This is a genomic window from Achromobacter xylosoxidans, assembly GCF_014490035.1.
Taxonomy (GTDB): domain Bacteria; phylum Pseudomonadota; class Gammaproteobacteria; order Burkholderiales; family Burkholderiaceae_B; genus Achromobacter; species Achromobacter bronchisepticus_A.
In genome coordinates this window covers 1,720,076-1,747,030 of record NZ_CP061008.1, presented here as the reverse complement: position 1 = coordinate 1,747,030, position 26,955 = coordinate 1,720,076, and the positions used below count along the sequence as shown (strand labels likewise).

Sequence of the window (26,955 nt, the reverse complement as noted above, 5' to 3'; positions counted from 1 at the left end):
AGCCGCCGTCATGAAACTCAACCGCGAAACCACGCTGGGCCAGGCCCTGTACGGCGTGCTCGACAGCCGCGCCGCCAGCATCGCGGCCGCGATCCTCGGCGTGCTGGTCCTGGCCGCGCTGTTCGCCAGCTGGATCGCGCCGCAGAACCCCTACGACCTCGCCGCCATCACCATCCTGGACGGCCGCCTGCCGCCTGGCAGCGTCGGCGTCTACGGCGACACCTACTGGCTGGGCACCGACGCGCAGGGGCGCGACATGCTGTCGGCCATGATGTACGGCTTGCGCACCAGCCTGGGCGTGGGCGTGCTCAGCGGCCTGTTCGCCATGGTGGTCGGCACGGTGCTGGGGCTGGCCGCCGCCTACTTCGGCGGCCGCGTGGACACCCTGATCATGCGTCTGGTCGACCTGATGCTGGGCTTTCCCACCATCCTGGTCGCGCTCATGATGCTGGCGATCCTGGGACAGGGCCTGGACAAGGTCATCTTCGCCCTGGTGGTGGTGCAGTGGGCCTACTTCGCGCGGGCGGTGCGCGCCACCGCCGTGGTCGAACGGCGCAAGGAATACATGGAGGCCGCGCTCTGCCTGGGCCTGAGCCACCGGCGCGCGCTCTTCAGCCAGTTGCTGCCCAACTGCGTACCGCCCGTCATCGTGATCGCCATGATCCAGACTGCCAACGCCATCGCGGCCGAGGCTACGCTCAGCTTCCTCGGCATCGGCCTGCCCGTCACCGAGCCCTCGCTGGGCCTGCTGATCGCCAACGGCTACCAGCAGATGCTGGCCGGTCTGTACTGGATCAGCGTCTATCCGGGCGTCCTGCTGCTGACGGTGGTCTTCACCATGAACATCGTGGGCGATCGCATCCGCGAAGCGCTCAATCCCCGCCTGCAGAAATAGGAAGTCCCATGAATCCGGCAATCCCCACGCTTTCCGTCAGGAACCTGCGCACCTGGTTCCACACCCGAGCGGGTGTGGTGCGCGCGGTCGATGACGTGAGCTTCGACGTCCACCCGGGCGAGATCCTGGGCCTGGTCGGCGAGTCCGGTTCGGGCAAGTCCATCACGGGCTTCTCCGTGCTGGGCCTCATCGACCCGCCAGGACGCATCGACGGCGGCCAGATCCTGTTCAAGGGCCGCGACCTGGCCACGCTGTCGGCCGAGGAACTGCGCGAACTGCGCGGCAACCGCATCGCCATGGTGTTCCAGGACCCCATGATGACCCTGAATCCGGTGTTCCGCATCGAAACCCAGATGGTCGAAACGGTGCAGGCGCACGAGCGCTGCAGCCGCAAGGCCGCCTGGGCCCGCGCCCGCGACACGCTGGCCGCGGTCGGCATCCCCGCGCCCGAAGAACGCCTGAAGGCCTACCCGCACCAGCTCTCCGGCGGCATGCGCCAGCGCGTGGCGATCGCCATCGCCATGCTGCACAAGCCCGACCTCATCATCGCCGACGAGCCGACCACCGCGCTGGACGTAACCATCCAGGCGCAGATCCTGGCCGAGATGCAGAAGCTCTGCGCCGAAACCGGCACCGCCATGGTCTGGGTCAGCCACGACCTGGCCGTGGTCGCCGGCCTGGCTGACCGCGTCTGCGTGATGTATGCGGGCCGGGTGGTGGAGTCCGGCCCCACCGCAGACATTCTCGACCATCCCCGCCATCCCTACACCGTCGGCCTCATCGGCTCGGTGCCCAGCAACGACCAGGGCGGCGCGCGCCTCTATCAGATTCCCGGCATGGCGCCCTCGCCGCTCGCGCTGCCGCAAGGCTGTGCCTTCTCCCCGCGCTGCGCGCACGCCACGCTGCGTTGCCGCGAAGAACAGCCGCAGATCACGGCCGGGCAGGAACGCACGCTGCGCTGCTTTCATCCCCAGACAGGAGCCCTCTCTTGAACACGCCCATCCTGATGCAGGCCCAGCAGGTATCGCGCCTGTTCGTGAAGCGCCCCGACTACGCCGAAAGACTGGCCGGGCTGCTGGGCGCGCGCGTGGCGTCGCACACCGTGCACGCGGTGGACGGCGTGGACCTGGCCATCCATGAAGGCGAAGTGGTGGGCCTGGTCGGCGAGTCCGGCTGCGGAAAATCCACGCTGGGCCGCGTGCTGGCCGGCATCCTGCCGCCCACCTCCGGCACCCTGCTGACGCCGGCCGGCGAGCTGTCCTCCCTGACCGGGCAGGCCGCGCATGCCCAGCGCATGTCCACGCAGATGATCTTCCAGGACCCGATGTCCTCGCTGAATCCGCGCAAGCGCGTGCGCGACATCATCGGCGAAGCGCCGCTGGCCCACGGCATCGTGGCGCGCGCCGACTACGACGACTACGTGGTCGAGGTCATGCGGCAGGTGGGCCTGAACCCGGATTTCCGCAATCGCTTTCCGCACCAGTTCTCCGGAGGCCAGCGCCAGCGCGTGGGCATCGGCCGCGCGCTGGCGGTCAAGCCGCGCTTTCTCATCTGCGACGAATCCATCGCCGCGCTCGACGTCTCGATCCAGGCCCAGATCCTGAATCTCTTCATGGACCTGCGCGAGACGCTGGGACTGACCTATCTCTTCATCAGCCACGACCTGGGCGTCGTGCAGCGCATCAGCGGCCGCACCGTCATCATGTATCTGGGCCGCATCGTCGAATCCGGCGCCACCGCCGAGATCTTCAAGACGCCGCTGCATCCCTACACCCAGGCCCTGCTGGAAGAGGTTCCGCGGCTGACCAACCGCAAGCGGCGCTTTCATGCCATCAAGGGCGAAATCCCCTCGCCGCTGAACCCGCCGCCCGGCTGCCATTTCCATCCGCGCTGCCCCCACGCCATGGCGCGCTGCAAGACCGAGCAGCCCATGCTGCTGGAGCAGGGCAATGGCCGCCGCGCCGCCTGTCATCTGCTGGATGCGCCAGCACTAGGAACGATCCGCCCATGAAAGCCGCAAGCCTCAAATCCTCCCTGCTACGCAGCGGCCTGCAGGCCCTGCTCGCCGCTGCGCTGCTGGCGGCGGCCGCGGGCGCCTACGCCCGCCCGCTGCTGACCATCGGCCACTCCAGCGAGCCCTCGTCCATGGACCCGCTGTTCTCGCGCACGGGCAACAACCAGGCCGCGGCCGAAAACATCTTCGAGCGCCTGGTATCGACCGACGAGAACATGCAGATCCGCCCCGGCCTGGCGGTGTCGTGGAAGGCGCTGGAGCCGACGCTCTGGGAAATCCAGCTGCGCCCCGGCGTGCGCTTCCATGACGGTACGCCGTTCACGGCCGACGACGTGGTGTTTTCGCTGCAGCGTGCGCCCAAGGTGCCGAACAGTCCCGCGCCCTTCACCGGCGCGGTGCGCTCCATCGCCGGCATCGAGGTCGTGGACCCGCTGACGCTGCGCATCCGCAGCAAGCAACCCACCCCTGACCTGATGGAGCAGATCGGCCTGGTCTACATCCTGTCGCGCCGCGCGGCCGAAGGGCGCAGCTCGGAAGACTTCAATGCCGGCCTGGCCGCCATCGGCACCGGCCCCTACAAGTACAAGCGCTGGCAACCGGGCGACAGCCTGGAACTGGAGCGCAACGAGCAGTACTGGGGCAAGCGGCCGGATTTCGACCGCGTCGTGATCCGCTATATCTCCAACGACGCCGCGCGCCTGGCCGCCTTGCTGTCGGGCTCGGTCGACCTGATCGACAGCGTGCCGCCCACCGACACGAAGAAGCTGCGGAGCCGGCCCGGCTATGTCCTGTACCAGTCCGCCTCGGCCCGCCTGATCTACCTGGCGCTGGACTCGGCGCGCGACAAGAGTCCGTACGTCACCGACGCCCAGGGCAAGCCCATGGACGCCAACCCGCTGAAGGACCTGCGGGTGCGCCGCGCCATCTCCATGATGTTCATGCGCGAGCCCATCACCGACCGCCTGCTCAGCGGCGCCGGCGCGCCCGCGGGCCAGATGGTGCCTGAAGGACTGGGCGGTTACTCACCCGCGCTGGCGCCGCCCGCCTATGACCCGGAAGGCGCGCGCAAGCTGCTGGCCGAGGCCGGCTACCCCAAGGGCTTCGGCCTGACCGTGCATTCCTCCAACGACCGCTTCGCTAGCGACGGCGACCTGGCGCAGGCGCTGGCGCAGATGATGGCGCGCGCCGGCCTGCGCATCAACGGCGTGGTCACCCAGCCCTACAACGTCTATGCCGGCGCCAGCAGCAAGCAGCAGTACAGCGCCTTCATCTTCTCGTACGGCAACAGCACCAGCGATTCGTCCAATGGATTGACCAACGTGCTGGCCACCTATGACAAGGCCGCCGGCACGGGCGCCTTCAACCGCGCGCGCTACTCCAACCCCGAAGTGGACCGCCTGCTGGCGCGCGCTGCCACCGAATTCGACAAGAACGCCCGCAACCAGCTGCTGCGCGAAGCCGCCGAGGCCGCCTTCAACGACGTGGGCATCGTGCCGCTTTATTTCCCGGTGGTCTTCTGGGCCGCCCGCGACGGCATCGTCGTGCGCGCCAACAAGCTGGAACGGACCTCCATGGTCTACATACAGGAAGCAAAATGAGCCCCTCCCGCCCCCTCGCGGACCTGCCCAACCAGAAAGTGCGCATGCGCGACGGCGTGCTGCTGGCCACCGACGTGTACTTCCCCCCGGGCTACCTGCCCGGCACGAGCGCGCCCCTGCCCGTAATTCTTGAGCGCACGCCCTACGGCAAGGCCGATATCTCCCGTTCCGAGCAGATCGACGGCGTGCAAGGCCAGCCGCGCCCCGGCATCGCGCGCTATTTCGCGCAGCACGGCTTCGCCGTCGTGTTCCAGGACTGCCGCGGCCGCTACGATTCCGAGGGCCAGTTCACCAAGTACCTGTCCGAAGGGCCGGACGGCTACGACACGATGGCGTGGATCACCGCCCAGCCCTGGTGCAACGGCAAGGTGGGCACCATGGGCCTTTCCTATGGCGCGCACACGCAGATGGCGCTGGCCTGCATGAACCCGCCGGGCCTGGCCTGCATGGTGCTGGATTCCGGCGGCTTTTCCAACGGCTACCAGTGCGGCATCCGCCAATCCGGCGCCTTCGAGCTGAAGCAGGCGACCTGGGCCTACAAGCAGGCCAAGCTCAGCCCGGCCGCCCAGGAAGACCCGGTGGTGCTCGCCGCGCTCGAAGCCCAGGACATCCGCCAGTGGTTCGCGCGCATGCCCTGGCGCCCAGGCCATTCGCCGCTGTCGGCCGTGCCGGAGTATGAAGACTATCTGTTCGAGCAATGGCGCGCCGAGTCCTTCGACGAATCCTGGCGCCAGCTGGGCATCTATGCCCAGGGCTACTATGACGCCATCCCCGACATTCCGGTGGTGCTGATGTCCAGCTGGTACGACGCCTACGTGCGCACCACCATGGAGAACTTCGAGGGGCTGGGCGCCGGCAGAAACGCGCCGCTGCGGCTCATCATGGGCCCCTGGCTGCATGGCGACCGCAACATCACGCATAGCGGCGACGCCGAGTTCGGATCGGCAGCGGCGTTCGACGGCCACATCGCCCGCAACTGGCTGGAGTTCCGCCTGTCCTGGTTCCGCCGCTGGCTGCAGCAGGACGCCAGCCCCGCCGCTTGCGACCCGGTCGCCCGCCTGTTCCTGATGGGCGGCGGCAGCGGCCGGCGCGATGCGGCGGGCCGCTTCGAGCACGGCGGCCAGTGGGTGCAGGCCGAGACCTGGCCGGTGCCGCAGGCCCGCGCCACGCCCTACTTCCTGCATGCGGACGGCAGCTTGCGGCTGGAACCGCCGCAAGCCGCGCACGCCAGCATCCGCTACCAGGCCGATCCGCGGCGTCCCGTGCCCACCATCGGCGGCGCGCTCACGTCCGGCCAGCCGGTGTTCGTGGGCGGCGGCTTCGACCAGCGCGAGGATGCCCGCTTCTTCGGCATCGAGCAGGCCGGCCTGCCGCTGGCCTCGCGCGATGACGTCGTCGTGTTCCAGACCGAACCGCTGGAGCAGGATCTGGCCGTCGTCGGCCCGGTCACGGTCAAGCTCAGCATCTCATCCGATTGCCCCGACACCGACTTCACCGCCAAGCTCATCGACGTCTATCCCGCCAACCCCGACTATCCCGAAGGCTATGCCCTGAACCTGACCGACGGCATCTTTCGCTGCCGCTTCCATGAGTCCTGGGAGAAACCGGCGGCGCTGGTGCCTGGCAAGGTCTATGAAATCAAGATCGAACCCTTCGCCACCTGCAATCTGTTCAAGCGGGGGCACCGGATCCGCCTGGACATATCCAGCAGCAACTTTCCCAAGTACGACGTCAATCCCAATAGCGGGGAAACGGCGGCCGATGCCCGCGAGAAGCGCATCGCCCTCAACGCCCTGCATCTGTCCTCGGTCCATGGTTGCAGCCTCACGCTGCACATCGCCGATCCGCAAGCGCTGACGCCCTTGCCGGCGCCCTGACCCGGCCACCCGTGTTTTACCCCCTGCCATCCGCGCACCGCGCGGGCGGCAGAGGTCGTTCGTCCATCCGCAACACAACATCAATGGGGATCACCTTGAAAAAAAAGCTGAGACAACGCAAATTCCTGGGCGCGGCGCTGGCCCTTTCCTGCATGAGTCCGGCGCAGGCGGCCGAAACCAGCACGGTCACGCTGTACGGCCTGGTCGACCTGGGCATGCTCTATGAGCGCAAGGATGGCGAATCCAGCCTGCGCCAGAAGAGCGGCAACCAATCCGGTTCGCGCTGGGGCCTGCGCGGCAGCGAAGACCTGGGCAACGGCTACAAGGCGGTCTTCCGCCTGGAAAGCGGCTTCAATGCCAACAACGGCACCCAGGCGCAAGGACGCATGTTCGGACGCTGGGCCTACGTCGGCCTGGCGGGCGGCTTCGGTGAAGTGCGCCTGGGCCGCCAGTGGGTCTACGGCTTCGAGTGGGCTGGGGTAGGTTCGCCCTTCGGCACCGGCTGGAGCCAGAGCTCCAACAACGCCGTGCTGGGCTACAACGACGGCGATTTCGGCGCGGGCGGCCGCGTCAACAATGCCGTGTTCTACGCCACGCCGCGGATGAACGGCTGGCAGGCCGGACTGGGTTACAGCTTCGAAGCCAACGACGGCAACGAATTCGCCACGGACAACCACGACCGCGTCCTGACTGCAGGTCTGCGCTACAACAAGGGCCCCATCGCCGCCGCGCTGACCTATGAACGCCTGAACCCCAACGCGCTGCAGCCCAGCAAGAAGAACGCCACCAATTTCCAGGCCGCGGGCTCCTATGACTTCGAGTGGATCACCCTGCACGGCACCTACGGCAATCTGCGCAATGCCAACAGCGGGCCCTCGGCCGGCTATGACAACGTCAACTCCTACATCGCCGGCGTGACCGTACCCACGGGCAAGGCCGGCAAGGTGATGGCCTCCTACCAGCGCGCCACGACTTCCGACATCACCGGCTGGGCGCTGGGCTACCAGTACGACCTGTCCAAGCGCACCAACCTCTACGCCTACGTGAACCGGCTGGACATCCGGGAATCCCATACGCTGCAGACTTCGGCGGGCATCCGCCACATGTTCTAAAGCCTGAGGGATCAATGCGCCCGGGACCTTCCGGGCGTGTCCACCGGAAAATTAGAGGAACTGAATATGGGTTAGGATAATTAGCTGTCCTAATCATCCAGACAAGGCTAGTCTGTCGCCCTACGTTCAAGGGTATCGATGACCACCGCCTACATTCCCGGATTCCTGCTCGGCCTGAGCCTCATCATGGCGATCGGCGCGCAAAACGCGTTCGTACTGCGCCAAGGCCTGCGCCAGGAACATGTCTTTGCCGTCTGCCTGACCTGCGCCCTGTCCGACGCCATCCTGATCAGCGCCGGCGTGGCCGGCTTCGGCTTGGCGGTAGGCGCCCTGCCCTGGCTCGAGTCCGCGCTGCGCTACGGCGGCGCGCTATTCCTGTTCGCCTATGCCGCGCGCAGCCTGATATCGGCGCTGCGCGCCCGCCACGACAGCCTCACGCCCTCATCCACCCAGACCGCGGGACGCGCCGCCGCGCTGGCGACCTGCCTGGCCCTGACCTGGCTCAATCCGCACGTGTATCTGGACACCGTGGTGCTGCTGGGCTCGGTCTCCAGCCAGTACGACGGCCACAAGACCGCCTTCGCGCTGGGCGCGATATCGGCGTCGTTCGCCTTCTTCTTTGCGCTGGGCTATGGCGCGCGCCTGCTGCGGCCGGTCTTCGCCAATCCCAATGCGTGGCGGGTGCTGGACGGCTGCGTCGCCGCGGCCATGTTCGCGATCGGGCTGAAGCTGGTGCTCTGAACGCAGGGGCCGCGGCCCCTGCGCGGCCTAGCGGCTCTTGCCGGACCCGGCGGACGCGTTCACATAGTCCTTCACCGTGCGGTCCTGGTTGAAGATCACGGTCAGCGTCTGCTGGTTGTCCATCGCGCCATAGGCGCTATTGTCGAAATAGAACCACGTGGCCGTCGTCAGCCCATCGCGGCCGACGCCCTGCGAGCGGGGCGGGCCGTAGTCCCGGACCATCTCCTCGTAGGTGGTGACGTTGAGCTTGATGGCGGCCACCTTCGATTGGGTCAGCAGGTCGCTGGAACCGCTGGCGCAGCCCGTCACGATGGCGGCCAGGAAAAGCAAGGATGTTCTCATTGTGTGTTCCTTTTCAGGCGTCGTGCAGGTCTTCGACCCCGTCCAGGTAGATCCGGGCCAGCCCTTGCGCGATCGATTCCTTGATCTGTTCGGTACGCTTGGAAATATGGCTGCGCAGGTTCCGCTGCGCGGCGGCGAGATCGCCCGCGCGCAGGGCGGCCAGTATCGCAACATGCTCAGCCTGGGTCTTGTCGCGCCCTATGCGTTCCATGTTGATCCAGCGGATGAAACGGATGCGTTCGTTCACGTTGCCCAACACCCGCTGCAATTCCAGATTTCCCGACATCTCCGCCAGCATCTGGTGGAAAGTTTCGTCCAGGTGCACGAGCTGCGTGACCGGCAGGTCCGGCGACTTGCTACGGCTGTCCGCCAGGAAAGCCTCCAGCGCATCCAGCTTCTGCGGCGTGGCGCGCTCGAAGGCCAGTTGCAGACAGGCGAGTTCCAGCACCTCGCGGGTCTCGTAGAGATCGATCATTTCCTTGAGATTCAGCTGGCGCCGCACATAACCGCGTCCGGCTTCCTCCAGGAAACCGTCTCGCGCCAGCAGATGCAAGGCCTCCCGCACCGGCGTGCGGCTGACGCCCAGGCGTTCGGCCAGGGCGACCTCATTGAGGCGTTCGCCGGGTTTGATTTCATAGGAAATCACCATCTCGCGCAGCTTCTCCAGCACGTGCGAGAAAGCGCGTCGACCTTTTTCCGCCGGTTCAATGCTTGTCATGTTCATTGTTTTCGTCTTGGGCTGCGGAAGCCTGCGCCGGCCGCCGGGCATCACGGCGGGAGACGGCGCGGCGGCGAGCGGATCGCGTTCGCCGCGGCTGCGAATTCGGCCTCGATCAGAGGGGGGCAAGCGTTGATGATTGTAATGGCTCCGGACGCATCGCGGCCGGCGGCCCGGCGGGCCGCCGGCCGCGTTCAGGATGGCGTGGCGTAGTTGGCGCGGCCTACCGCCACCAGCTTGTCGGCATCGTCGCGCACCTCCACATCCGACACGCATATGCTCTTGCCCATGCGCAGCACCCGGCCCACGGCGCGCAGGCTGGTGTTGGTGGCCGGACGCAGATAGTCCGTGCGGAAGTTGATGGTCGCCAGCGGCTTGCCCAGCATCATCATCAGCACGTACTGGCCGACCGCGTCTATCATCGCCGCGATCACGCCGCCATGAAATTGCCCGCTGCCCGCCATGCGCTCGAATTCCGGACGCAGCTTCATCTGCATCACGATCTCCTGCCTGTCGTAGTCGGCGGACAGCACGGTAAGCCCCATGAAGCTGTTGAAGGGGGCCCGCTGCAGACGCTGCTGCATTTCTTCGATCGTCATCACTTCGCTCATGGCGTCACCACCACTTTGCCCATGACTTCGCGGTCCTCGATCAGGCGCAGCGCCTCGCCCGCCTCATCCAGGCTCAGCACGCGGTCCACCGGAACCTGCATCTTTCCCGACTGCACCAGCGCCAGCAAGGCATCCAGATCCTCGCGCATCCAGCCGTTGGAGCCGCGGATGTTCAGCTCGAAGGTCCAGATGAAACGCAGATCGGTCTGCGGGTCGTAGCCCGCGGTGGCGCCGCAAGTCAGCAGCCGGCCGCCGCGCCGCAGGCAGCGCATGGACTTGACCCAGGTATCGCCGCCGGTGAAGTTCACGGCGACGTCGACGCCGCCATCGAACTTGCGACGGTGCGGCTTGCCATAGAGTTCGTAGATGGCGCGGGCGAAATCCGCCTGCGAGTAGTTGATGACATGGTCGGCGCCCAGTTCGCGCAGGCGCTGCATCTTGGACTCGCTGCTGGCGCAGGCGACGACCTCGGCGCCCGCAATCTTCGCCAGCATCACGCAGCCCACGCCCACGCCGCCGCTGGCGCCCAGCACCAGCACTTTTTCCCCGGCCTGGACCTGTCCTATGGTGTGCATCATCCGGTAGGCCGTGCCGAAGGCCACCGGCAAGGCCGCCGCCTGCTCGTAGCTCACCCCGTCCGGGATGCGGATCAGCTGGTGCACGCGCGCCTTGCACAGCTCCGCCAGGCCGCCGTGGACGGTTTCCCCCATCAGGCCGCCCTCGGCCCGGTTGATGGGATCGACCAGCACCCGGTCGCCCACCGCCCAGCCCTCGACGCCCGAGCCGACCTCGACGATCTCGCCGGCCACGTCCAGGCCCATGATGACCGGGAAATCCAGCTTGATGCCCGGCATGCCCCGGCGCGTGAAGACGTCGTGATAGTTGATCGACGTCGCCTTGACCCGCAGGATCACGTCGCCCTCGCCCGCCTTCGGATCGGGGAACGCGGAGTCATATTGCATGACCTCCGGACCGCCATGTCCGTGAATGACTACTGCCTTCATGGATGCTCCTTGCTCTGATTGAGGATGGTTGGGTTGAACATCAGCTCGGCGGCCAGCTGCGCGGCCGCCTTGCGGTTGACCTTGCCCGTGCTGCTGACGGGCATCTCGTCGACAAAGCGCACCGCCCGCGGGTGCTGATAGGCCGGCCCATGAGCCAGCGCGTGGTCCTTGACCTCCCGTTCGGACAAGACCGCATCGGGACGCAGCACCACCAGCGCAACCGGCTTCATGCCCTTGAGCGCATCGGGCAGCGGCACGACGCAAGCCTGGAAAATGGCGGGATGACGCTCCAGCATCTTCTCGACCTCGCCGGGATAGATGTTTTCGCCGCCGCAAACGAACATGTCATCGGCCCGGCCCACGAAGTAATGGAAGCCGTTCTCGTCGCGACGCATCACGTCGCCGGTGATATAGAAGCCGTCCTCCGTCATGGCCGCCGCGGTCTGCTGCGGCAAGGCGTGATAGCCCAGCATCAGGGCCGCGGAGCGGACTTGCAACACGCCTGCCGCGGCGTCGAGGTTGTCGCCGTCGGCCAGCCTCACCTGCACCGCCGGGTGCGGATACCCGACGGACAACACCGGCTGTGCCAGCCCGTCGGGATGCGGGCCGAACACCAGCGCGCCGGTTTCGGTCGCGCCGTAGCCGTTGCCGATGGCCGCGCGCGGGAACATGGCGCGCGCGCTGTCGGCGATGCGTTGCGTAAGCGGCTCGGACCCCAGCCGCACCATGGCCACCGAGGACAGGTCCGCCTGCGCCGCCAGCGCGGTCTCGCGGGCCAGCAACGCGATCATGGTGGGTATCGCGGTCAGCCAGGTGCAGCGGTAGCGCGGTATCGCGTCCAGATAGCCCGCGGGTTCGAACTGCGGCATCAGCACCAGGCTGCCCCGGCCCGCGAGCGCCAGCTTGACGGTGTTGAGCGCATTCATGTGATACAGGGGCGCCGCCACCAGGAAGCGGTGGCCTGAGTAATCCGTCGCCGCGATGCGCTGGCGCACCGTCCAGAGGTAGCCAGCGTGCGACAGCATCACGCCCTTGGGACGACCGGTGGACCCGGACGTGTAAAGGAACAAGGCGGCCTGCCCCGGGACCACGGGCTCTGCCTCCCAGGGGCCAGGAACAAGGAACGCGGCATAGCCTTCAGGGCCGTCCGCCCCGAACTCGACCATCGGCAATTGCGCCGTGCAGAGTCCGCGCCGCAACGCGTCGCAGAACACCAGGCTGGCGCCGCAATCCTGCAGGATGAACTCGATGCCTGCCGCTGGCAGCCGGTGGTTCACCGGCACCGCGACCAAGCCGGCGCGCATGATTCCCAGATAGGCGGCCAGGAACTCCATGCGATTGGCCGACAGGATCGCCACCCGCGCGCCCGGGGCCAAACCGCGCGCCCGCAGCCCGCGCGCCACGCCGTCGGCCTGCGCATCAAGCTCGCCATAGGTATAACTGCGCGGTCCGGCCTCGCCGCCCAGGTCGATCAGGGCGACGGCGTTCGCGTCATGGTCCGGCGAAAACAGCACGCCCAGGTTGGCGGATGCGGCCATCATGCATCCTTCCAGCCCGTCAGCCCCTCCACCGCCTGCCGCGTGATCTCCTGCGAGTGGCGCAGCGTACCTTCGCGCCAGATCTGGTCCACCGGGCAGAACGAGTCCAGCAGGTCCGCGCGCAGCATCTCGTAGCGCTCGCTCTCCGGGTCCGCCTTGAATTTCAGCCACAGGTCCAGACGCAGCAAGCGGCGCATGTGCCAGCCGCGCGTGCCGAACTCGATCACGGCGCCGCACATCGGCACGTCGCCCAGGAAGGATTGCACGCCATAGAACAACAGGCCTTGATAATTCGGGCGCGACTTGCCGTGCGGCCGCTGGCCGACGATGCGCTCCTTGCCCCACCACTGCACCGCCAGGTCATGCAGCGGCCCGCCCTCCTCGTTGAAGCACAGGAAGAACGGCTCGCCGTATCCGCCTATGCCCGTATGCCAATCGATCAGGGCGACCTTGCCCGCGCCGGCCAGGTGGTCGCGGACAATGCGCTCCAGCGTCAGGTTGGACCATTCCCGTCCCTTGCCGCCGTAGTTCAGGCCGTCCGGATGGGAGTACTGGCCGCGCGCCAGCGTGTCGTACAAGCGATCCTCGCCATGGCTGGCCGCGAAATCCTCCATGGCCTGCTGCGCGGCCGCAACCTCCGCGCGGCTCCATTCGTCGCGCAGCAGCAGCGGATGCAGCAGCGCATAGTCGGGGTTGGCGGGCGGCGCTCCCTCATGTCCGATGAAGTTTCGATTCAGGTCCACGTTGTTTTCAGTGGTGCGGCTCAGGTGCGCGAAGCCCCAGGGGTTGATGGCATGCACCATGACCACCGCCACGTCCGGGTCGAGCGCCGCGGGGCCGCCGCCCAACATCCACGCGATCTGCGCGGCCGAGCCGAAGAAGCCCTCGAGTCCGTGCGTGCCGCTGATCACCAGCAGGCGGCGCGGCGCGTCGGCGCGGCCGAAGCAGGCCACGTCGGTCACCAGCGCCGTGCCGCCCGGCGCCCGCGCGCCTGCGTGCGTGTACTCGGCCAGGCGTCCGCCTGCGCCCGCGGCTGCCGCCCGGAACTTGTCGCGCGCCCGGCCATAGTCGAGCGCGTAGCATTGATGGAATTCCATGGATGAGTTCTCCTGTGCGCCTACTCGGCCTGCACGGTGGCCGAGGTCGATTTGTCCCAGAACACCAGCTTGCGGTGCAGGTAGCGGATCAGGTTGGTGCCCGTCAGGCCGATGAACACCAGGCTGAACAGGCAGGCGAACATGGTGGCAACGTCCATGTTGACCGAGGCCGACTGGATCAGATAGCCGAGCCCCTTGCTGGACGAGATGAACTCCGACACCACCGCGCCGATCAGGCTGAGAACCACCGAGATCTGCAGGCCGGCGAAAATGTGACCCGAGGCCGCGGGCAGCTTGACGTGGAAGAACACGTGGCTGCGCGAGGCGCCAAAGGCCTTCATCAGATCCAGCATGGCCGGGTCGGCCTGGCGTATGCCCACCACCGTGTTGATGAACATCGGGAAGAAGCTCATCAAGGCCACCATCACGACCTTGGAGGCCATGCCGAAGCCGAACCAGACCAGCAGCAAGGGCGCGATCGCCACTTTCGGCGTGGACTGCAGGGCGATGATGTAGGGATAGATGAACTGCTCGAAGGTCTCGGACTCGGCCAGGATGGTTCCCACCACCAGAGCCAGCCCGCAACCTATCAGGTAGCCGTACACGGTGCTTTGCAGCGTGAACAGAAAGTGCGGCCAGTATTGCCCGTCGATATAGCCGGTCTTGAGCGCCTGCAACACGGATTCGGGCGCGGGCAGCAGGTAGTTGGGCACCGAGAACACGCGGATGCTGACGAACCACAGGATCACCAGCAGCACCCCGGTGATCAAGGGATAGAGTATGGATTTGATGGATCGGGACACGAACGCCTCCGCTAGTCGAACTTCACCAACTGATCGAACAGTTCCCGCAGTTCGGCGCACAGGCGCGTGAACTCGGGGTCGTTGAGCGTCGCCAGCGTCCGCGGCCGCGGCAGGTTCACGGAAATCTCGCGAATGATGCGGCCCGGGCGCGCCGACATCACCACGATCCGGTCCGACAGGAACACCGCTTCGGCAATGCTGTGCGTGATGAACAAGGCCGACTTGCGCGTGGCCATCCAGATGCGCTGCAGCTCTATGCTCATGCGGTCGCGGGTCATGGTGTCCAGCGCGGAGAACGGCTCGTCCATCAGCAGCAGCGCCGGGTCATGCACCAGGCCGCGGGCGATGCCGACGCGCTGCTGCATGCCGCCCGACAGCTCGCTGGGGTAGTTGCTCGCGAACTTTTCCAGGCCCACCAGCCGCAACAGTTCCAGCGCCCGGGCGGTGCCGGCCTCGGTATCCTTGCGCAAGGCGCGGATCGGCACCAGCACGTTGTCCAGCACCGTTTTCCAGGGCAGCAGCGTGGGTTGTTGAAACACGATGCCGACGTCGCCGCGCGGCTTGTCGATAGGCGTGCCGCTGAGCAAGGCCTTGCCGCTGGAAGGCGTCAGCAGACCGCTGAACACCTTGACCAGCGTGGACTTGCCGCAACCAGACGGCCCCAGCACCGACACGAATTCACCAGCGCCCAGCTGCAGCGACAGATTGTCGACGGCGGTGATCGGTCCTTTGCTGCTGCGGTAGACCACGCTCACATTGTCGGCCGTCAGCAAGGGGCGGCCGGCGGCGTCCGAACGCGCTGACGAGCGCCCGCCTTCAACCAGGGATAGATTCAGGGAGTTCATAGGGATTCCGGCTCGCATCTACTTGAGCTGCTGGGCCGCTGCCACCACGGCCGCGGCGTCGAAATCATTGATGTCCTTGACGAACTCGTTGGTGTAGAGCGGCTTGACGTCCACGTTGCCGGTGCTCAGCTGTCCGCCTTCGTGCAAAACCTCTACATAGTCCTTCCAGGACTGCTCGGTGTAGTAGCCCATCTTCCCGGCGCCCTGTTCCGGCAGCATGGTGGCCAGGCGCACCTTCAGGATCTGCACGGCGTCCGCCAGCTTTTTCTCCTCGCTCCCCTCGGCCGGCTTGGTGGCCGGATACAGGGTCCAGAAGTTCTTCACGCAGGCTTCCGGATTGGCGTTGCAGGCGACCACGCCCTTGGCCGCGGCGCGCGCGAACGCCACCACCAGTTGCGGCTTGTCGCGCAGGGTATCCTCGTGCGCGATCCAGCCGCTGGAGAACAGTTCGCGATAGTTCTGGCCCATGGGCAGGCGGCGCAGCTCGACGCCCATCTGTTCGATCTGCACGTGGAAGGTATCGAACAGATTCAGCGCCTGCACCTTGTCATCGCTGACCGCGCGCAACGCCGTCGCGCCCACGCCCACGGGCACGAACTCATAGTCGCGCTGCAGTTCCAGCCCGATCTTCTTCATCATCGCCTTGGTGACCGCCAGGTTGCCCCAGGACATGGCGCCCACGCCGATCTTCTTGCCTTTGAGGTCGGCAAGCGACTGGACCGGACTGTTCTTGGTGACGACGACGTCGAACGGCGACAGGTAGATGCCGTTGTAGAACATCTTGACCGGCAGGGGATCGCGGCCCGGCTGGCGCGAGATCACCAGCGGATCCGGCGTGATCCAGCCGAAAGTGATGTGCTTCTGCGTGACCTGCGGCAGCATCACCGCGGCCCCCTGAAAGAAGGTCGCCTGTACGTCCAGGCCCGCTTCCTTGAAGTAGCCCATGCCCACCGCCATCAGCGTGGGAGCGTTGGAAAGCGAAATGTTGGTGCCGTAGGCGAACGTGACTTTCTCCGCCGCGTTCGCCGCGCCGCCAGCGGCGCTCAGCGTTACCAGCGCTGCGGCTGCCAGGATCCCCCGCCGGACGCGGCGCTTCGGATTTGCGATACCTATCATGCTGCTGCTCCTGTTTTATTTGAAGTACTAGCTGGATATCGGTACTGCAGACTGCCCGCCGGATCAGCGCCCCGCGCAATCCCAGGGCAAGGCCGCGCCGGCGCCGGCGCAGAAAATGAGGCTTGCGCCGCCCGCATGTTCGGCCGCCACCCGCAATTGATCGTTGGCGCGGAGGTAGGGAACGCGACTGGCCTCGAGCACGGCAGCGGTGCGGGACAGGTCGGCCACTTCCACGGCAAGCGCGGCCGGGCGCGGCAGCACCGGAATCTCGCATCCTGGCAGGCGCGCCTGCAGCGCGTCGCGTGTTGTCAGCCCCAACCATCCCGAATGCAGTCGGAACCAGGCCTCGCCCTCGCGCCGTGTGCTGGCCACGCCCAGATAGCGCTCATAGCGCGCCGCCGCCTCGTCCAGATCCTCCACCGCGACGATGGCCGCCGCCAGCGCGCGGGCGCCGTTGGGATGGGACAGGTAGCGTTCCTGCCAGAGCAGTTCGGGAGTCTCGTGGCGCAGGGTCAGGATCAGGCCTTCAGGCATGGCGTCGCGCGACGTGCGCACCTGGCTGAACCGCGCCAATTTGGGGCCTTGCGGCGTGCCTATGTAGCGTTGCAGCACGCCGGGTTCGGCCGCAAAGCCGGCCTCGCGCAGCGCGGCGATGCGCTGCTCGGGCTGGGCAGTATCGAAGGCGATGATGTGCATGCCCGCATAGCGGGCCAAACCGTCGGGAATACCGCGCAAGTCCAGCGCCGGGTCCACCACCGCGACCAACTCGATGTAGCCGTGGCCGAGCATGGCGCAACGGTTGGCGATGCCGGCCTTGACCACTTCGCGCGTGACGGCGTGGGTGCCGGAGTGCTGTGACAGCGGCGTCAGCTGAAACCCCAGCCGTTCGTACAAGGCGGCGGCCGCCCCCATGTCGTGCGCGTACAGCCCCACGTGATCCAGTCCGACCGGATCCGGGCCTGCCGATTCCGCGTTCGCCCGGATGCGGGCGCCGTGGAGCTGCGTCATGGATATTCCTTCTTCTCTCTGAATGGGCGGGAACCAACTCGGGAAGGCAAGAAGCGGCACGGGCAGGCCCGACTTCTGTTCACATCAATGCATACATTGATATATACATCATTGAATATTCAAACGGCAATCGTTTTACGGCCTGTCCGCATGAGGGATTTCACGGGGTCGCGCAGGCATGCGCAGCCCCTGCCGCGAGGCGCCGGCGGCCTGGCGGATCGATTTGGAAGATGGTTCGAACCGTTGGCGTGGGCTCAGCCCGCCCCGCCCCGCTGCGCCATGTACGCATGCCGGAAATAGTCCCGCACCGCCTGCATCGCGGGCGATACTTCCGCGCCCCGGCGCCAGGCCAGCCCCACGTTCATCGGCGGAATCGGGTCCTTGAGCTGGACCGTTTCTATGCGCCGGCCTTCCAGCGACCAGGGCCGGTAGACCATGTCCGACAGCAGGGCCACGCCGCTGCCGTTGGCCACCATGCTGCGCACCGCCTCGACGGATGAGGTGCGCAGCCGCACGTCGGGCTTGAAGGGGGTTTCGTTCCAGTAGCGCAAGGCGGTGTAGGCCGCCTCGTCCACGGTCAGCATGATGAAGGGTTCGCGCGAAACGTCCTCCAGGGTCACGGCGTCCGCCGCCAGCAAGGGATGCCTGGCCGGCAGCCAGAGGCGTCGCGGCGAGCCGAAGAAATGCTCCACCGCCAGATCCGGGTTGGCGACGTTGGAGGTCAGCAGCACCGCCATGTCATAGCGGTTCGCGATCAGGCCTTCCTCGATGGCGCTGCGGTTCAGTTCGTGCAGCTGGATGTCCAAACGGGGATACAGCTGCGACAGCCGCTGCAGGTGATACGGCAGGAAGTAGCCGATCACCGTATAGGACGCCGCCAGCAGCAGGCGGCCCGATACCTCTTCCGCCGCCGCCGGCATGCGCAGGGCTTCGTCGACCGAGGACAGGATGTTGTACGCGTGGTTCAGGAAGGTGCGGCCGCTGTGGGTCAGCGTCACGCCGTGGGCGCCGCGCTGGAACAGCGCCGTGCCCACCGTTTCCTCCAGTTCGCGGATGGCGCTGGTGATGGCCGACTGGGATATCGCCAGCTGGATCGCCGCCTGCGAAATCTGGCCCAGTTCGGCCGCGGCGATGAAGTATTTGAGCTGGCGTAGGGTAATCGACATGTCTAGCCTTATCTGTTTAATAGATATCTTCCCCTCAGGATATCTGCATATTCTTTGCGCATCCCCATCCGCCCCATCAGGGGTATCCCTTATTTTTCATAGAGAAATCTTCGAAACGCGGCCGCCAACGGGACGGACGCTTATCTAAAAAACAGATATCCATAGATCAATAAAAAGATCTTTTTATCCCCTTGAGGCTTGGCTAATGTTCACGTCACACGCCGCGCCGGATGCGGCGAGCGACAAGAAGGAGCCTCCCGCAATGAGCAAGCGCAGCATCGACCTCAACTCGGACATGGGGGAAGGATTTGGCCCATGGACCATCGGGGACGGCGTGGACGAAGCGATCATGCCCTTGATCAGTTCGGCCAACATCGCAACGGGCTTCCATGCCGGCGACCCGCGGATCATGAACCGCACGGTGCTGCAGGCCCGCGAACACGGCGTCTGCATCGGCGCCCATCCCGGTTTTCGCGACCTGGTCGGCTTCGGCCGGCGCGACATGCGCGAAAGCGCCGAAGCGCTGGTGCACGACATCGTCTATCAGCTGGGCGCGCTGCGCGAATTCGCCCGGCTGCACGGACTGCGCCTGCAACACGTCAAACCGCATGGCGCGCTGTACATGCAGGCCGCCCGCGACGAAGCCCTGTCGCGCCGCCTGATCGAAACGCTGCAGGAACTGGAGCCCACGCTGGCGCTGTACTGCATGGAAAGCTCGGTCACCTACCGCCTGGCGCGCGAACTGAACCAGCCCGTGGTGCGCGAGTTCTACGCCGACCGCGACTACGACGCCGGCGGCTCCATCGTCTTCACCCGCTACACCCAGCCGCTGGACCCCGCCCTGGTCGCCGAAAAGGTGCTGCGCGCCTGCACCGAGGGACGCGTGCGCACGGTCGAAGGCAAGGACATCGCCATCGACTTCGATTCTGTCTGCATACACAGCGACACGCCCGGCGCCCTGTCCCTGGTGCGCGCCACCCGCGAGAAGCTGGAAGCCCACGGCATCCGGATCGCGCCGCCCAGCGTGACCGGCCCCTGAACCGCCTGCCGCCCAAACAACATTCCAAGGAGAAACCCATGCCGTTGCACGATATTCCCAGCCCCCTGCCCGGAACCTTCTATCGCCGCCCCAGCCCCGACGCGGCCCCCTTCGTGGAGCCTGGCGCCACGGTCGCCGCCGGCGCCGTGATCGGCATCGTCGAAGTCATGAAGCAGTTCAACCAGATCGAAACGCCCACCGGCGGCGTGGTGGCGGAAATCCTCGTCGAAGACGGCGAACCGGTGGAAGCCGGGCAGCCCCTGCTGCGCATCGAGGGATAGGCCGCTCCATGTCCGATATCCATCTCCCCTACCGGCCGCGCCGCATCCACAAGGTGCTGGTCGCCAACCGCGGCGAAATCGCCTTGCGCATCATCCGCGCCGCCCGCGAACTGGGCATGCGCACCGTCGCCGTGTACAGCGAGGCGGACCGCGACGCGTTGGCCACGCGCATGGCCGACGAGGCGGTACTCATCGGCCCCTCGCACGCGACGCGCAGCTATCTGAATACCGAAGCGCTGCTGGACGCCGCCCGCAGCACCGGCGTCCAGGCGGTACATCCCGGCTACGGCTTCCTGTCGGAAAACGCGGCATTCGCGCAGGCCGTGAGCGACGCCGGCCTGATCTTCGTCGGGCCCGATGCCGCCACCATCCGCACGATGGGCGACAAGGCTGCAGCGCGCGCCTGCGCCCAGAAGGCCGGCGTGCCGACGGTACCGGGCAGCGAGGGCGTGCTGTCATCGCTGGATGAAGCCCTGACCCATGCCGCCGTCATCGGCTACCCGCTCATGATCAAGGCGGCCGCAGGCGGCGGCGGACGCGGCATCCGCGTGGTGCGCGACGAAGCCGAACTGCGCGCGCAGATGCCGCAGGCCCAGGCCGAGGCACAGGCGGCCTTCGGCGAAGCCGGCGTGTACCTGGAACGCTATCTGCCGCGTGCCCGCCACATCGAAGTTCAGGTCCTGGGCGACGGCAGCAACGCCGTCCACCTGTACGAACGCGAATGCTCCCTGCAACGGCGCCGGCAGAAGGTGCTGGAAGAAGCGCCCTCGCCCGCCCTGGCCCCCGCCACCCGGCAGAAACTGTGCGAATCGGCGGCGCAACTGGCGCGCTCGGTCGGATACCGTGGCGCAGGCACGCTGGAGTATCTGTATGACGACAGCCGCGGCGCGGGCGAGTTCTATTTCATCGAGATGAATACCCGCATCCAGGTCGAGCACCCCATCACCGAAGCCATCACGGGCGTGGACCTGGTGCGCGAAATGCTGCGCATCGCCGACGGCGAGCCGCTGCGCTGGCGCCAGCAGGACATCGCCATCCGCGGCGCGGCGATCGAATGCCGCATCAACGCCGAAGACCCCACGCGCAACTTCGCGCCCAGCCCGGGCCGGGTCGAACACGTGCGCTGGCCCGGCGGCCCCGGCGTGCGCGTGGACTCGATGCTGTATCCGGGCTGCGCCGTACCGCCCTACTATGACTCGCTGCTGGCCAAGCTGATTGTCTGGGACGAGGACCGCGCGGCGGCGCTGGCGCGCATGGCGCGCGCGCTCGACGAAGTCGAACTCGCCGGCGTGCATTCGACGCTGGCGCTGCACCGCGAGCTGCTGGAGGATGCGGACGTGCTGGCGGGCCGCTACCACACCAATTATCTTGAGGCCTGGATGCAAAGGGACCGGGAGGACAACCAATGAGCTTGCGCTACACCCACGGCGGCGACGAGTTCATCTTCGTCGAGATCAGCGAGGACATGTCGCTGGAATCCTTTTTCAAGGGCATGGCGATCACGCGGGCGCTGCGCGAACGCGCGGTCGACGGCGTGACCGAGATCTGCCCGGCCAATGCGTCCTACCAGGTGCGGTACGACCCCGACCGCATCGCGCCGGACGCCCTGCTGGCCTTGCTGCGCGAACTGGAGGCGGGCATGGACCTGGCCAACCTGACGCTGGCGACCCGCATCATCGAAGTGCCGGTGTATTACAACGATCCCTGGACCCACGAGACCCTGATGCGGTTTCGCGAAAGGCATCAGGATCCGGCGTCCACCGATCTGGAATACGCGGCTCGCATCAACGGCCACGACTCGGTGCAGGGCTTCATCGACGCCCATTCCGGCTCGCCCTGGTTCGTGTCCATGGTGGGCTTCGTGGCCGGGCTGCCCTTCATGTACCAGATGGTGGAGCGCGAGCGCCAGCTGCAAGTTCCGAAGTACCTGCGCCCCCGCACCGACACGCCCAAGCACACGGTGGGACACGGCGGCTGCTTCGGCTGCATCTACTCGGTGCGCGGCGCGGGCGGCTACCAGATGTTCGGCGTCACGCCCGCGCCGATCTTCGAGCCGGCCCAGCGCCAGGCGCATCTGCGCGATTCCATGGTGTTCTTCCGCCCGGGCGACATCGTGAAGTTCAAGCCCATCACCCGCGACGAGTACGACCAGGCCGCGGCGCAGGTCGAGGCTGGCAGCTTCGCGCTGCGCATCCGGCCCGTGTCGTTCTCGCTGGCCGAGTTCCAGCGCGCCCCCGATGCCTGCAACGCCCAACTGCTGGAGACGCTCCATGCCTAACGATCCCATCATCGAAGTCATCAAGCCCGGCCTGGCCACTTCGGTGCAGGACACGGGCCGCCAGGGCTACTACCACCTGGGCATACCGCCGTCCGGCGCGCTCGACCAGTACGCGCTGGCGGCCGCCAACCTGCTGGTGGGCAACGCCGCCGACGCCGCCGTACTGGAATGCACGCTGCTCGGCCCCGAATTGATGTTCCACCGCGCCGCCGTGATCGCCGTGACGGGCGCCAGCATGATCCCCAAGATCGACGGCGTGGCGCAGGCCTGCAACGTGGCACTGGCGGTGCAGGCCGGCAGCCGGCTGTCGTTCGACTTCGTGCAGGCCGGCGCCCGCGCCTGCCTCGCGGTCGCCGGCGGCATCGACGTGCCTGTGGTCCTGGGCAGCCGCTCGACCTATGCGCTGGGCGCCATCGGCGGCCATGAAGGCCGCAAGCTGCAGGCCGGCGACCGGCTGGCGGTGGGCCGGGCCTCCATCCGCACGCGCGTGGGCCGCGAACTGCCGGCTGCGCTGGCCGAGGCTCCGCCTAAGACGCAAACGCTGCGCGTGCTGCCGGGCCTGTACGACCACCGGCTGGAGCCCGAATCCGCCGCCGCCTTCTATGAAGACGTCTGGACCGTGACCTCGGAAGCCGACCGCATCGGCTACCGCTACAAGCAGGGCCGCCCGCTGCGCTTTCGCGCCCGCGAACAGCCGTTCGGCGCGGGCGCCGACCCGTCGAACATCGTCGACGCCTGCTATCCCATCGGCTCCATCCAGGTGCCTGCTGGCGTGGAGCCCATCATCCTGCACCGCGACGCGGTGTCCGGCGGCGGCTACGCCATGATAGGCACGGTCATCAGCGCCGACCTGGACAAGGTCGGCCAGATGCAGCCCAACCAGAGCGCCCATTTCGAGCGGGTGACGCTGGAGCAGGCGGTGGCCGCAAGGCGCGACTACCGCGCCCGCTTCGAGCGGCTGCATCAGGCGCTCAGCGGCTGACACCCGGGGCGCGGCCAGGCCGCGCCCTTCCCCCGTTTTCGTGTATTCCGGCCTCGCCCACTGGCAAGGCCGGTGGGCGACGCGCGCCCGTTCCGCAGTCGAACCGCAGCATCCGATCCCGCCAGGAGATCCGACATGGCCAACATGACCTCACGCAAACCGTCCGATGAGACGGACAACTCGCTGCATGCCGTCGCCGACAGCGACCGCATGCCCCGCTACGCCCTCACCATGGCCTGGTGGGCCGTGTGCAGCGCCGTCTTCTACATCGTCGTCGGCGCCACGCTGGCGCTGAAATACGGCGCCCGCAACGCCATCATCGGCATGGTGCTGTCTGTGATCAGCTACGGGCTGATCAACGGCGTCATCAGTCGCTATGCCATCCGCAGCGGCCTGTCGGTGGCGCTGTTCTCGCGCCGGCTCTTCGGCACCTCGGGCGCGGCGCTGGCCACGCTGATCTTCTTCGCCACCGCCATCTACTACGCGGTGTTCGAAGGCGCGGTGATGTCGGTCGCGGCGCATCATCTCTATCCGGCCGTGCCGTACTGGCTGGTGGCGCTGGTGGTGGTCATCTACAGCGTGCTGCTGATCTTCGGCAGCGTGCAAAGATGGCTCGACAAGTTCAACGGCGTGCTGCTGCCGTTCTATCTGCTGGGCCTGCTGCTGGCCGTGGTGATGGCGACGCAGGAATACGGCTACAGCGACGCCTGGCTGTCGTTCGGCCCGCCCGAAGGGCCCGTCCCGGGCGGCTGGTGGGACGCCTTCGTGTACTACATGGGCGTGTGGGTCCTGATGATGTTCACCTTCGACTACGCCCGCTTCGGCAAGCGCGAGGACCAGACCTACCATAGCCGCTACAACTTCGGCATGCCGTTCTACCTGGTGACCTTCCTGCTCAACGGCGTGGCCGGCATCTATCTGGTCAGCACGATTCCCAGCGACGCCGCGCTGTCGGAGGTGTCGGTGGTGCTGGCGCTGCTCAAGCTGATGGGCCTGGGCGGCTTGCTGTTCGTCTGGATCACGCAGACCCGCATCAACACCGCCAACTACTACCTGGCCACCATCAACATGCAGGCGTTCTTCGCGCGCTGGCCGGGCATGCGCTGGCCCAAGGCGATGTGGGCGGTCATCGTGGGTGCGGTGACCTATGCACTGATGCTGCTGGACGTGTTCTCGTACCTGCTGCAGGCGCTCGCCTACCAGGGCATATTCGTGGTGTCCTGGGTGGCGGTGGCGCTGGTCCACATCCTGGGCGGCCAGGAATCCGCGGCGCCAAACGAAGGCGGCGCGGCCTTCAACCGCGCCGGCCTGGCCGGCTGGTTCGCGGGCGCGATCTGCGGCCTCGCGCTGATGCATACGGCCGGCTTCGCGGCGACGCTGGCCGCGCCGGCCAGCTTCGTGGTGTCGGCGCTGGTGTACCGGATCTGCTCCACGGCCGCGGGACGGATGCAGGCGCAGGGCGGCTGATGCCGCACCCGGGCCGCGCGGCATCAGCCGCGGCCCGGCCCGAAGTGTCCTGTGTACACTTTCCACTGATCCCCAGGCAGGTGGAAGGAAATGAACATGCGCGTAGATTTGGCGGCATTGCGGCCGCAGCTCATACAGATCGCCCAGAGCGCGGATACCGGCGACGGCGCCCATGACCTGAGCCATCTGGAACGCGTATGGAAAGCCGCCGCCGGCATGCTGGCGCACCACCCCGAGGCCGACGCCGTGGTGGTCATGGCCGCCAGTTACCTGCATGACTTGGTCAACCTGCCCAAGAACCATCCTGACCGGGCACGCGCCTCGGCCATGGCGGCTGACCAGGCCGTGCGCGAGCTGCGGGCGGCCGGATATCCCTCAGCCAAGCTCGAAGGCGTCCATCACGCCATCGAGGCCCACAGCTACTCCGCCAACATCCCGCCGCGGACCATCGAGGCCCGCATCGTGCAGGATGCCGACCGCCTGGATGCGCTCGGACCGGTGGGACTGGCCCGCATGTTCCACGTCGGCGGGCAATTGGGGCGGGCGCTGGCGCACCCCACCGACCCCATGGGCGAGCATCGGCAACTGGACGATGGCGTCTATACGCTGGATCACATCGAATTGAAGCTCGCGCGCATCGCGCAAACCATGCAGACGGAAGGCGGCCGCGTGCTTGCAGCCACGCGGCTGGACTGGATACGGCGGTTCCGCGACGACTTCGTGGCGGATTGGGCGGCCTGAAACGGCGCTATCTTCGATCGGCCGGTGTTCATGCTATATAATAAGAACCATTCTCATAAACACTGATGCCGGCCGAATCCAGGCCCGATGCGCGGTGGGGGGGCTTGCCGTGCCGGCCAATAAATTCGCGTTACCGCAGCAGGACATCGAAGGCCTGTACATCGACCATGGGGGTTGGCTGAAAGGCTGGCTGCGGCGCAAGCTCGGCGATGCCTGCAGCGCCGCCGACCTGGCGCATGACACGTTCGTGCGCCTGCTCGCAAAGGATGCCCTGCCCGAGATACGCGAGCCGCGCGCGCTGCTGACGACCATCGCACATGGGCTGGTACTGAATCTGCGTCGGCGCCAGCGTCTGGAACAGGCTTACCTGGAGGCGCTGGCGCTCCTGCCGGAGCCTCAGACGCCTTCGCCGGAAACCCAGGCCATCCTGCTCGAAACCCTGCTCGAGATCGATCGCCTGCTCGACGCCCTGCCCCGTTTGATGAGACAAGCTTTTCTGCTATCCCAGATCGATGGCAAGCGCCAAAGCGAGATCGCAGTCGAGCTCGGCGTGTCGATGCCCACGGTCAAACGCTACATCGCCAAGGCTTTGGCGCACTGCTGCTTCGCGTAACCCGATTACCTGGAACCCGGCCCGATGCCCCCCATCGCCTCCAGCGTCCGTCTTCAGGCAGCGCATTGGCTGGTCGAACTGCAAGGTGACAGCGTGGCCAGCGACACGCTTCGGCGCTGGCGCGAATGGCGCGCAGCGGATCCTGAACACGAACGCGCGTGGCAGCATATCGAGGGCTTCCAGGCCAGGCTGCAGGGCGTGCCCGCGCCCCTGGCGCGCGCAACGCTCACCGTTCCCGATTCTCCCGCGCGCCGCAGGCTCGTCAAGGCGCTGGCGCTTGCCGTCTTCGCGGGCGGCGCGGCCTCGATGCTGGACGAGCAGCGCGCCTGGCGGCGCTGGACTGCCGACAGCCGGACCGGCGCGGGCGAACTTTTGAACCGCCTGCTGCCAGACGGCACCCAGGTCGCGCTCAATGCCGGCACCGCCATCGACATCCAATTCACGCAGACGGAACGCGCGCTGCGCCTCATCAGCGGCGAACTGCTGATCACCACCGCGCCGGATCCCGCGGCGGACCCGCCTCGCCCCTTCCTCGTGCGCACCGGCCAAGGCAGCATCCGCGCCCTGGGCACGCGTTTTTCCGTACGCGACCTGGACGGACGCAGCAGCGCCGAAAGCCTGGTCGCCGTCTTCGAGGGCGCCGTCGAGCTGGCTCCCGCCAGCGGCGCGCCAGCCCTGCTGCGGGCCGGGCAGCAAGGCTGGCTGGGACGTCATGCTGCTACCGCGGCGGGTTCCGCCAACGAAGATGCGCTGGCCTGGACCCAAGGCATCATCGTCGCCCAGGACATGCCTCTGCCGGCATTCCTGGCCGAGCTTGCGCGCTATCGCCCCGGCCGCCTGGCCTGGGACGATGCGGTGGCACACCTCAAGGTCACGGGCACCTATCCCACCGCCGATACCGACCGCGTCCTGGAAATGCTCGTCGACACCCTGCCCGTCACGGTGAGCTACCTCACGCGCTATTGGGTCACGCTGCGGCCCCGTCCGGCCCGGACTACAGAAAAATTCCGCAACGGTTGATCCCTTTTCGTTTTTCGCGGGGCAAGAAGAGTAGGACCACACATTGCCT

27 protein-coding genes are annotated in these 26,955 nt (G+C 66.9%); 16 read left to right on the top strand and 11 right to left on the bottom strand.

The features are described from left to right. Nucleotides 1-10: 10 nt before the first annotated feature. The 7 genes from IAG39_RS08000 to IAG39_RS07970 all read left to right on the top strand — a co-directional run bounded on the left by IAG39_RS08000 (nucleotide 11) and on the right by IAG39_RS07970 (nucleotide 8,237). Nucleotides 11-895 carry an ABC transporter permease gene (locus IAG39_RS08000; RefSeq protein WP_223283369.1) on the top strand — a complete coding sequence of 295 codons (885 nt, stop codon included), beginning with the start codon at nucleotides 11-13 and terminating at the stop codon, nucleotides 893-895. A gap of 8 nt (nucleotides 896-903) precedes the next feature. After that, nucleotides 904-1,887: an ABC transporter ATP-binding protein gene (locus IAG39_RS07995; protein ID WP_059379558.1), complete on the top strand. Its 984-nt coding sequence runs from the start codon at nucleotides 904-906 to the stop codon at nucleotides 1,885-1,887. Then, on the top strand, nucleotides 1,884-2,906 hold the full coding sequence (locus IAG39_RS07990) for an ABC transporter ATP-binding protein (RefSeq protein WP_410469173.1): 1,023 nt from the start codon (nucleotides 1,884-1,886) through the stop codon (nucleotides 2,904-2,906). The genes IAG39_RS07995 and IAG39_RS07990 overlap by 4 nt, the downstream gene beginning before the upstream one ends. After that, nucleotides 2,903-4,507 carry an ABC transporter substrate-binding protein gene (locus IAG39_RS07985; protein ID WP_118933725.1) on the top strand — a complete coding sequence of 535 codons (1,605 nt, stop codon included), beginning with the start codon at nucleotides 2,903-2,905 and terminating at the stop codon, nucleotides 4,505-4,507. The genes IAG39_RS07990 and IAG39_RS07985 overlap by 4 nt, the downstream gene beginning before the upstream one ends. Further along, complete coding sequence (locus tag IAG39_RS07980; protein ID WP_118933724.1) at nucleotides 4,504-6,384, top strand: CocE/NonD family hydrolase; 1,881 nt, start codon at nucleotides 4,504-4,506, stop codon at nucleotides 6,382-6,384. Before IAG39_RS07985 ends, IAG39_RS07980 begins: the two co-directional genes overlap by 4 nt. Before the next feature lie 95 nt (nucleotides 6,385-6,479). Then, on the top strand, nucleotides 6,480-7,496 hold the full coding sequence (locus IAG39_RS07975; protein WP_059379586.1) for a porin: 1,017 nt from the start codon (nucleotides 6,480-6,482) through the stop codon (nucleotides 7,494-7,496). A gap of 138 nt (nucleotides 7,497-7,634) precedes the next feature. Continuing rightward, nucleotides 7,635-8,237 (top strand): LysE/ArgO family amino acid transporter, encoded by a 603-nt coding sequence (locus IAG39_RS07970; RefSeq protein ID WP_118933723.1) that lies wholly within the window; start codon nucleotides 7,635-7,637, stop codon nucleotides 8,235-8,237. A gap of 27 nt (nucleotides 8,238-8,264) precedes the next feature. Here IAG39_RS07970 and IAG39_RS07965 read toward each other — a convergent pair whose 3' ends face one another. From IAG39_RS07965 to IAG39_RS07915, 11 genes are all read right to left on the bottom strand, one after another. Then, the gene (locus IAG39_RS07965; RefSeq protein ID WP_118933722.1) at nucleotides 8,265-8,579 is read right to left on the bottom strand and encodes a hypothetical protein; all 315 of its coding nucleotides are present in this window, start codon (nucleotides 8,577-8,579) and stop codon (nucleotides 8,265-8,267) included. A 13-nt stretch (nucleotides 8,580-8,592) separates the two neighbouring features. Continuing rightward, on the bottom strand, nucleotides 8,593-9,303 hold the full coding sequence (locus tag IAG39_RS07960; protein WP_118933721.1) for a GntR family transcriptional regulator: 711 nt from the start codon (nucleotides 9,301-9,303) through the stop codon (nucleotides 8,593-8,595). A gap of 188 nt (nucleotides 9,304-9,491) precedes the next feature. Next, entirely contained in the window at nucleotides 9,492-9,908 is a 417-nt protein-coding gene (locus IAG39_RS07955) for a PaaI family thioesterase (protein ID WP_059379564.1), read from the bottom strand. Then, nucleotides 9,905-10,912 carry a zinc-binding dehydrogenase gene (locus IAG39_RS07950; protein WP_118933720.1) on the bottom strand — a complete coding sequence of 336 codons (1,008 nt, stop codon included), beginning with the start codon at nucleotides 10,910-10,912 and terminating at the stop codon, nucleotides 9,905-9,907. Before IAG39_RS07950 ends, IAG39_RS07955 begins: the two co-directional genes overlap by 4 nt. Then, nucleotides 10,909-12,453 (bottom strand): class I adenylate-forming enzyme family protein, encoded by a 1,545-nt coding sequence (locus tag IAG39_RS07945; RefSeq protein ID WP_118933719.1) that lies wholly within the window; start codon nucleotides 12,451-12,453, stop codon nucleotides 10,909-10,911. Before IAG39_RS07945 ends, IAG39_RS07950 begins: the two co-directional genes overlap by 4 nt. After that, nucleotides 12,450-13,547 carry a M14 family metallopeptidase gene (locus IAG39_RS07940; RefSeq protein WP_059379567.1) on the bottom strand — a complete coding sequence of 366 codons (1,098 nt, stop codon included), beginning with the start codon at nucleotides 13,545-13,547 and terminating at the stop codon, nucleotides 12,450-12,452. Before IAG39_RS07940 ends, IAG39_RS07945 begins: the two co-directional genes overlap by 4 nt. Before the next feature lie 20 nt (nucleotides 13,548-13,567). Further along, on the bottom strand, nucleotides 13,568-14,350 hold the full coding sequence (locus tag IAG39_RS07935) for an ABC transporter permease (RefSeq protein ID WP_118933718.1): 783 nt from the start codon (nucleotides 14,348-14,350) through the stop codon (nucleotides 13,568-13,570). Between the two features lie 11 nt (nucleotides 14,351-14,361). Next, nucleotides 14,362-15,195 (bottom strand): ABC transporter ATP-binding protein, encoded by an 834-nt coding sequence (locus IAG39_RS07930; protein WP_118933717.1) that lies wholly within the window; start codon nucleotides 15,193-15,195, stop codon nucleotides 14,362-14,364. A gap of 18 nt (nucleotides 15,196-15,213) precedes the next feature. Next, nucleotides 15,214-16,311, bottom strand: a complete 1,098-nt coding sequence (locus tag IAG39_RS07925) for an ABC transporter substrate-binding protein (RefSeq protein WP_118933716.1) — start codon at nucleotides 16,309-16,311, stop codon at nucleotides 15,214-15,216. Between the two features lie 63 nt (nucleotides 16,312-16,374). Further along, a complete protein-coding gene (locus tag IAG39_RS07920; protein WP_118933715.1) occupies nucleotides 16,375-17,319 on the bottom strand; it encodes a VOC family protein in 945 nt (314 codons plus the stop codon). Nucleotides 17,320-17,573: 254 nt separating this feature from the next. After that, nucleotides 17,574-18,485 (bottom strand): LysR family transcriptional regulator, encoded by a 912-nt coding sequence (locus IAG39_RS07915; protein ID WP_118933714.1) that lies wholly within the window; start codon nucleotides 18,483-18,485, stop codon nucleotides 17,574-17,576. A gap of 262 nt (nucleotides 18,486-18,747) precedes the next feature. On the opposite strand from IAG39_RS07915, the gene IAG39_RS07910 reads away from it, so the two are divergent. The 9 genes from IAG39_RS07910 to IAG39_RS07870 all read left to right on the top strand — a co-directional run bounded on the left by IAG39_RS07910 (nucleotide 18,748) and on the right by IAG39_RS07870 (nucleotide 26,906). Further along, nucleotides 18,748-19,524, top strand: a complete 777-nt coding sequence (locus tag IAG39_RS07910; RefSeq protein ID WP_118933713.1) for a 5-oxoprolinase subunit PxpA — start codon at nucleotides 18,748-18,750, stop codon at nucleotides 19,522-19,524. Between the two features lie 38 nt (nucleotides 19,525-19,562). Beyond that, nucleotides 19,563-19,805, top strand: a complete 243-nt coding sequence (locus IAG39_RS07905; RefSeq protein WP_013395528.1) for an acetyl-CoA carboxylase — start codon at nucleotides 19,563-19,565, stop codon at nucleotides 19,803-19,805. An 8-nt stretch (nucleotides 19,806-19,813) separates the two neighbouring features. After that, entirely contained in the window at nucleotides 19,814-21,214 is a 1,401-nt protein-coding gene (locus IAG39_RS07900) for an acetyl-CoA carboxylase biotin carboxylase subunit (protein WP_118933712.1), read from the top strand. Further along, complete coding sequence (locus IAG39_RS07895; RefSeq protein WP_118933711.1) at nucleotides 21,211-22,083, top strand: 5-oxoprolinase subunit B family protein; 873 nt, start codon at nucleotides 21,211-21,213, stop codon at nucleotides 22,081-22,083. Before IAG39_RS07900 ends, IAG39_RS07895 begins: the two co-directional genes overlap by 4 nt. Then, a complete protein-coding gene (locus tag IAG39_RS07890) occupies nucleotides 22,076-23,065 on the top strand; it encodes a biotin-dependent carboxyltransferase family protein (RefSeq protein ID WP_059379576.1) in 990 nt (329 codons plus the stop codon). Before IAG39_RS07895 ends, IAG39_RS07890 begins: the two co-directional genes overlap by 8 nt. Nucleotides 23,066-23,200: 135 nt before the next feature. Beyond that, nucleotides 23,201-24,532 (top strand): purine-cytosine permease family protein, encoded by a 1,332-nt coding sequence (locus IAG39_RS07885; protein ID WP_118933710.1) that lies wholly within the window; start codon nucleotides 23,201-23,203, stop codon nucleotides 24,530-24,532. Between the two features lie 90 nt (nucleotides 24,533-24,622). Continuing rightward, complete coding sequence (locus tag IAG39_RS07880; protein ID WP_118933709.1) at nucleotides 24,623-25,273, top strand: HD domain-containing protein; 651 nt, start codon at nucleotides 24,623-24,625, stop codon at nucleotides 25,271-25,273. A 109-nt stretch (nucleotides 25,274-25,382) separates the two neighbouring features. Then, nucleotides 25,383-25,886: a sigma-70 family RNA polymerase sigma factor gene (locus IAG39_RS07875; protein WP_118933708.1), complete on the top strand. Its 504-nt coding sequence runs from the start codon at nucleotides 25,383-25,385 to the stop codon at nucleotides 25,884-25,886. Nucleotides 25,887-25,910: 24 nt separating this feature from the next. Beyond that, nucleotides 25,911-26,906, top strand: a complete 996-nt coding sequence (locus tag IAG39_RS07870) for a FecR domain-containing protein (RefSeq protein WP_118933707.1) — start codon at nucleotides 25,911-25,913, stop codon at nucleotides 26,904-26,906. The last annotated feature ends 49 nt before the right edge of the window (nucleotides 26,907-26,955 follow it).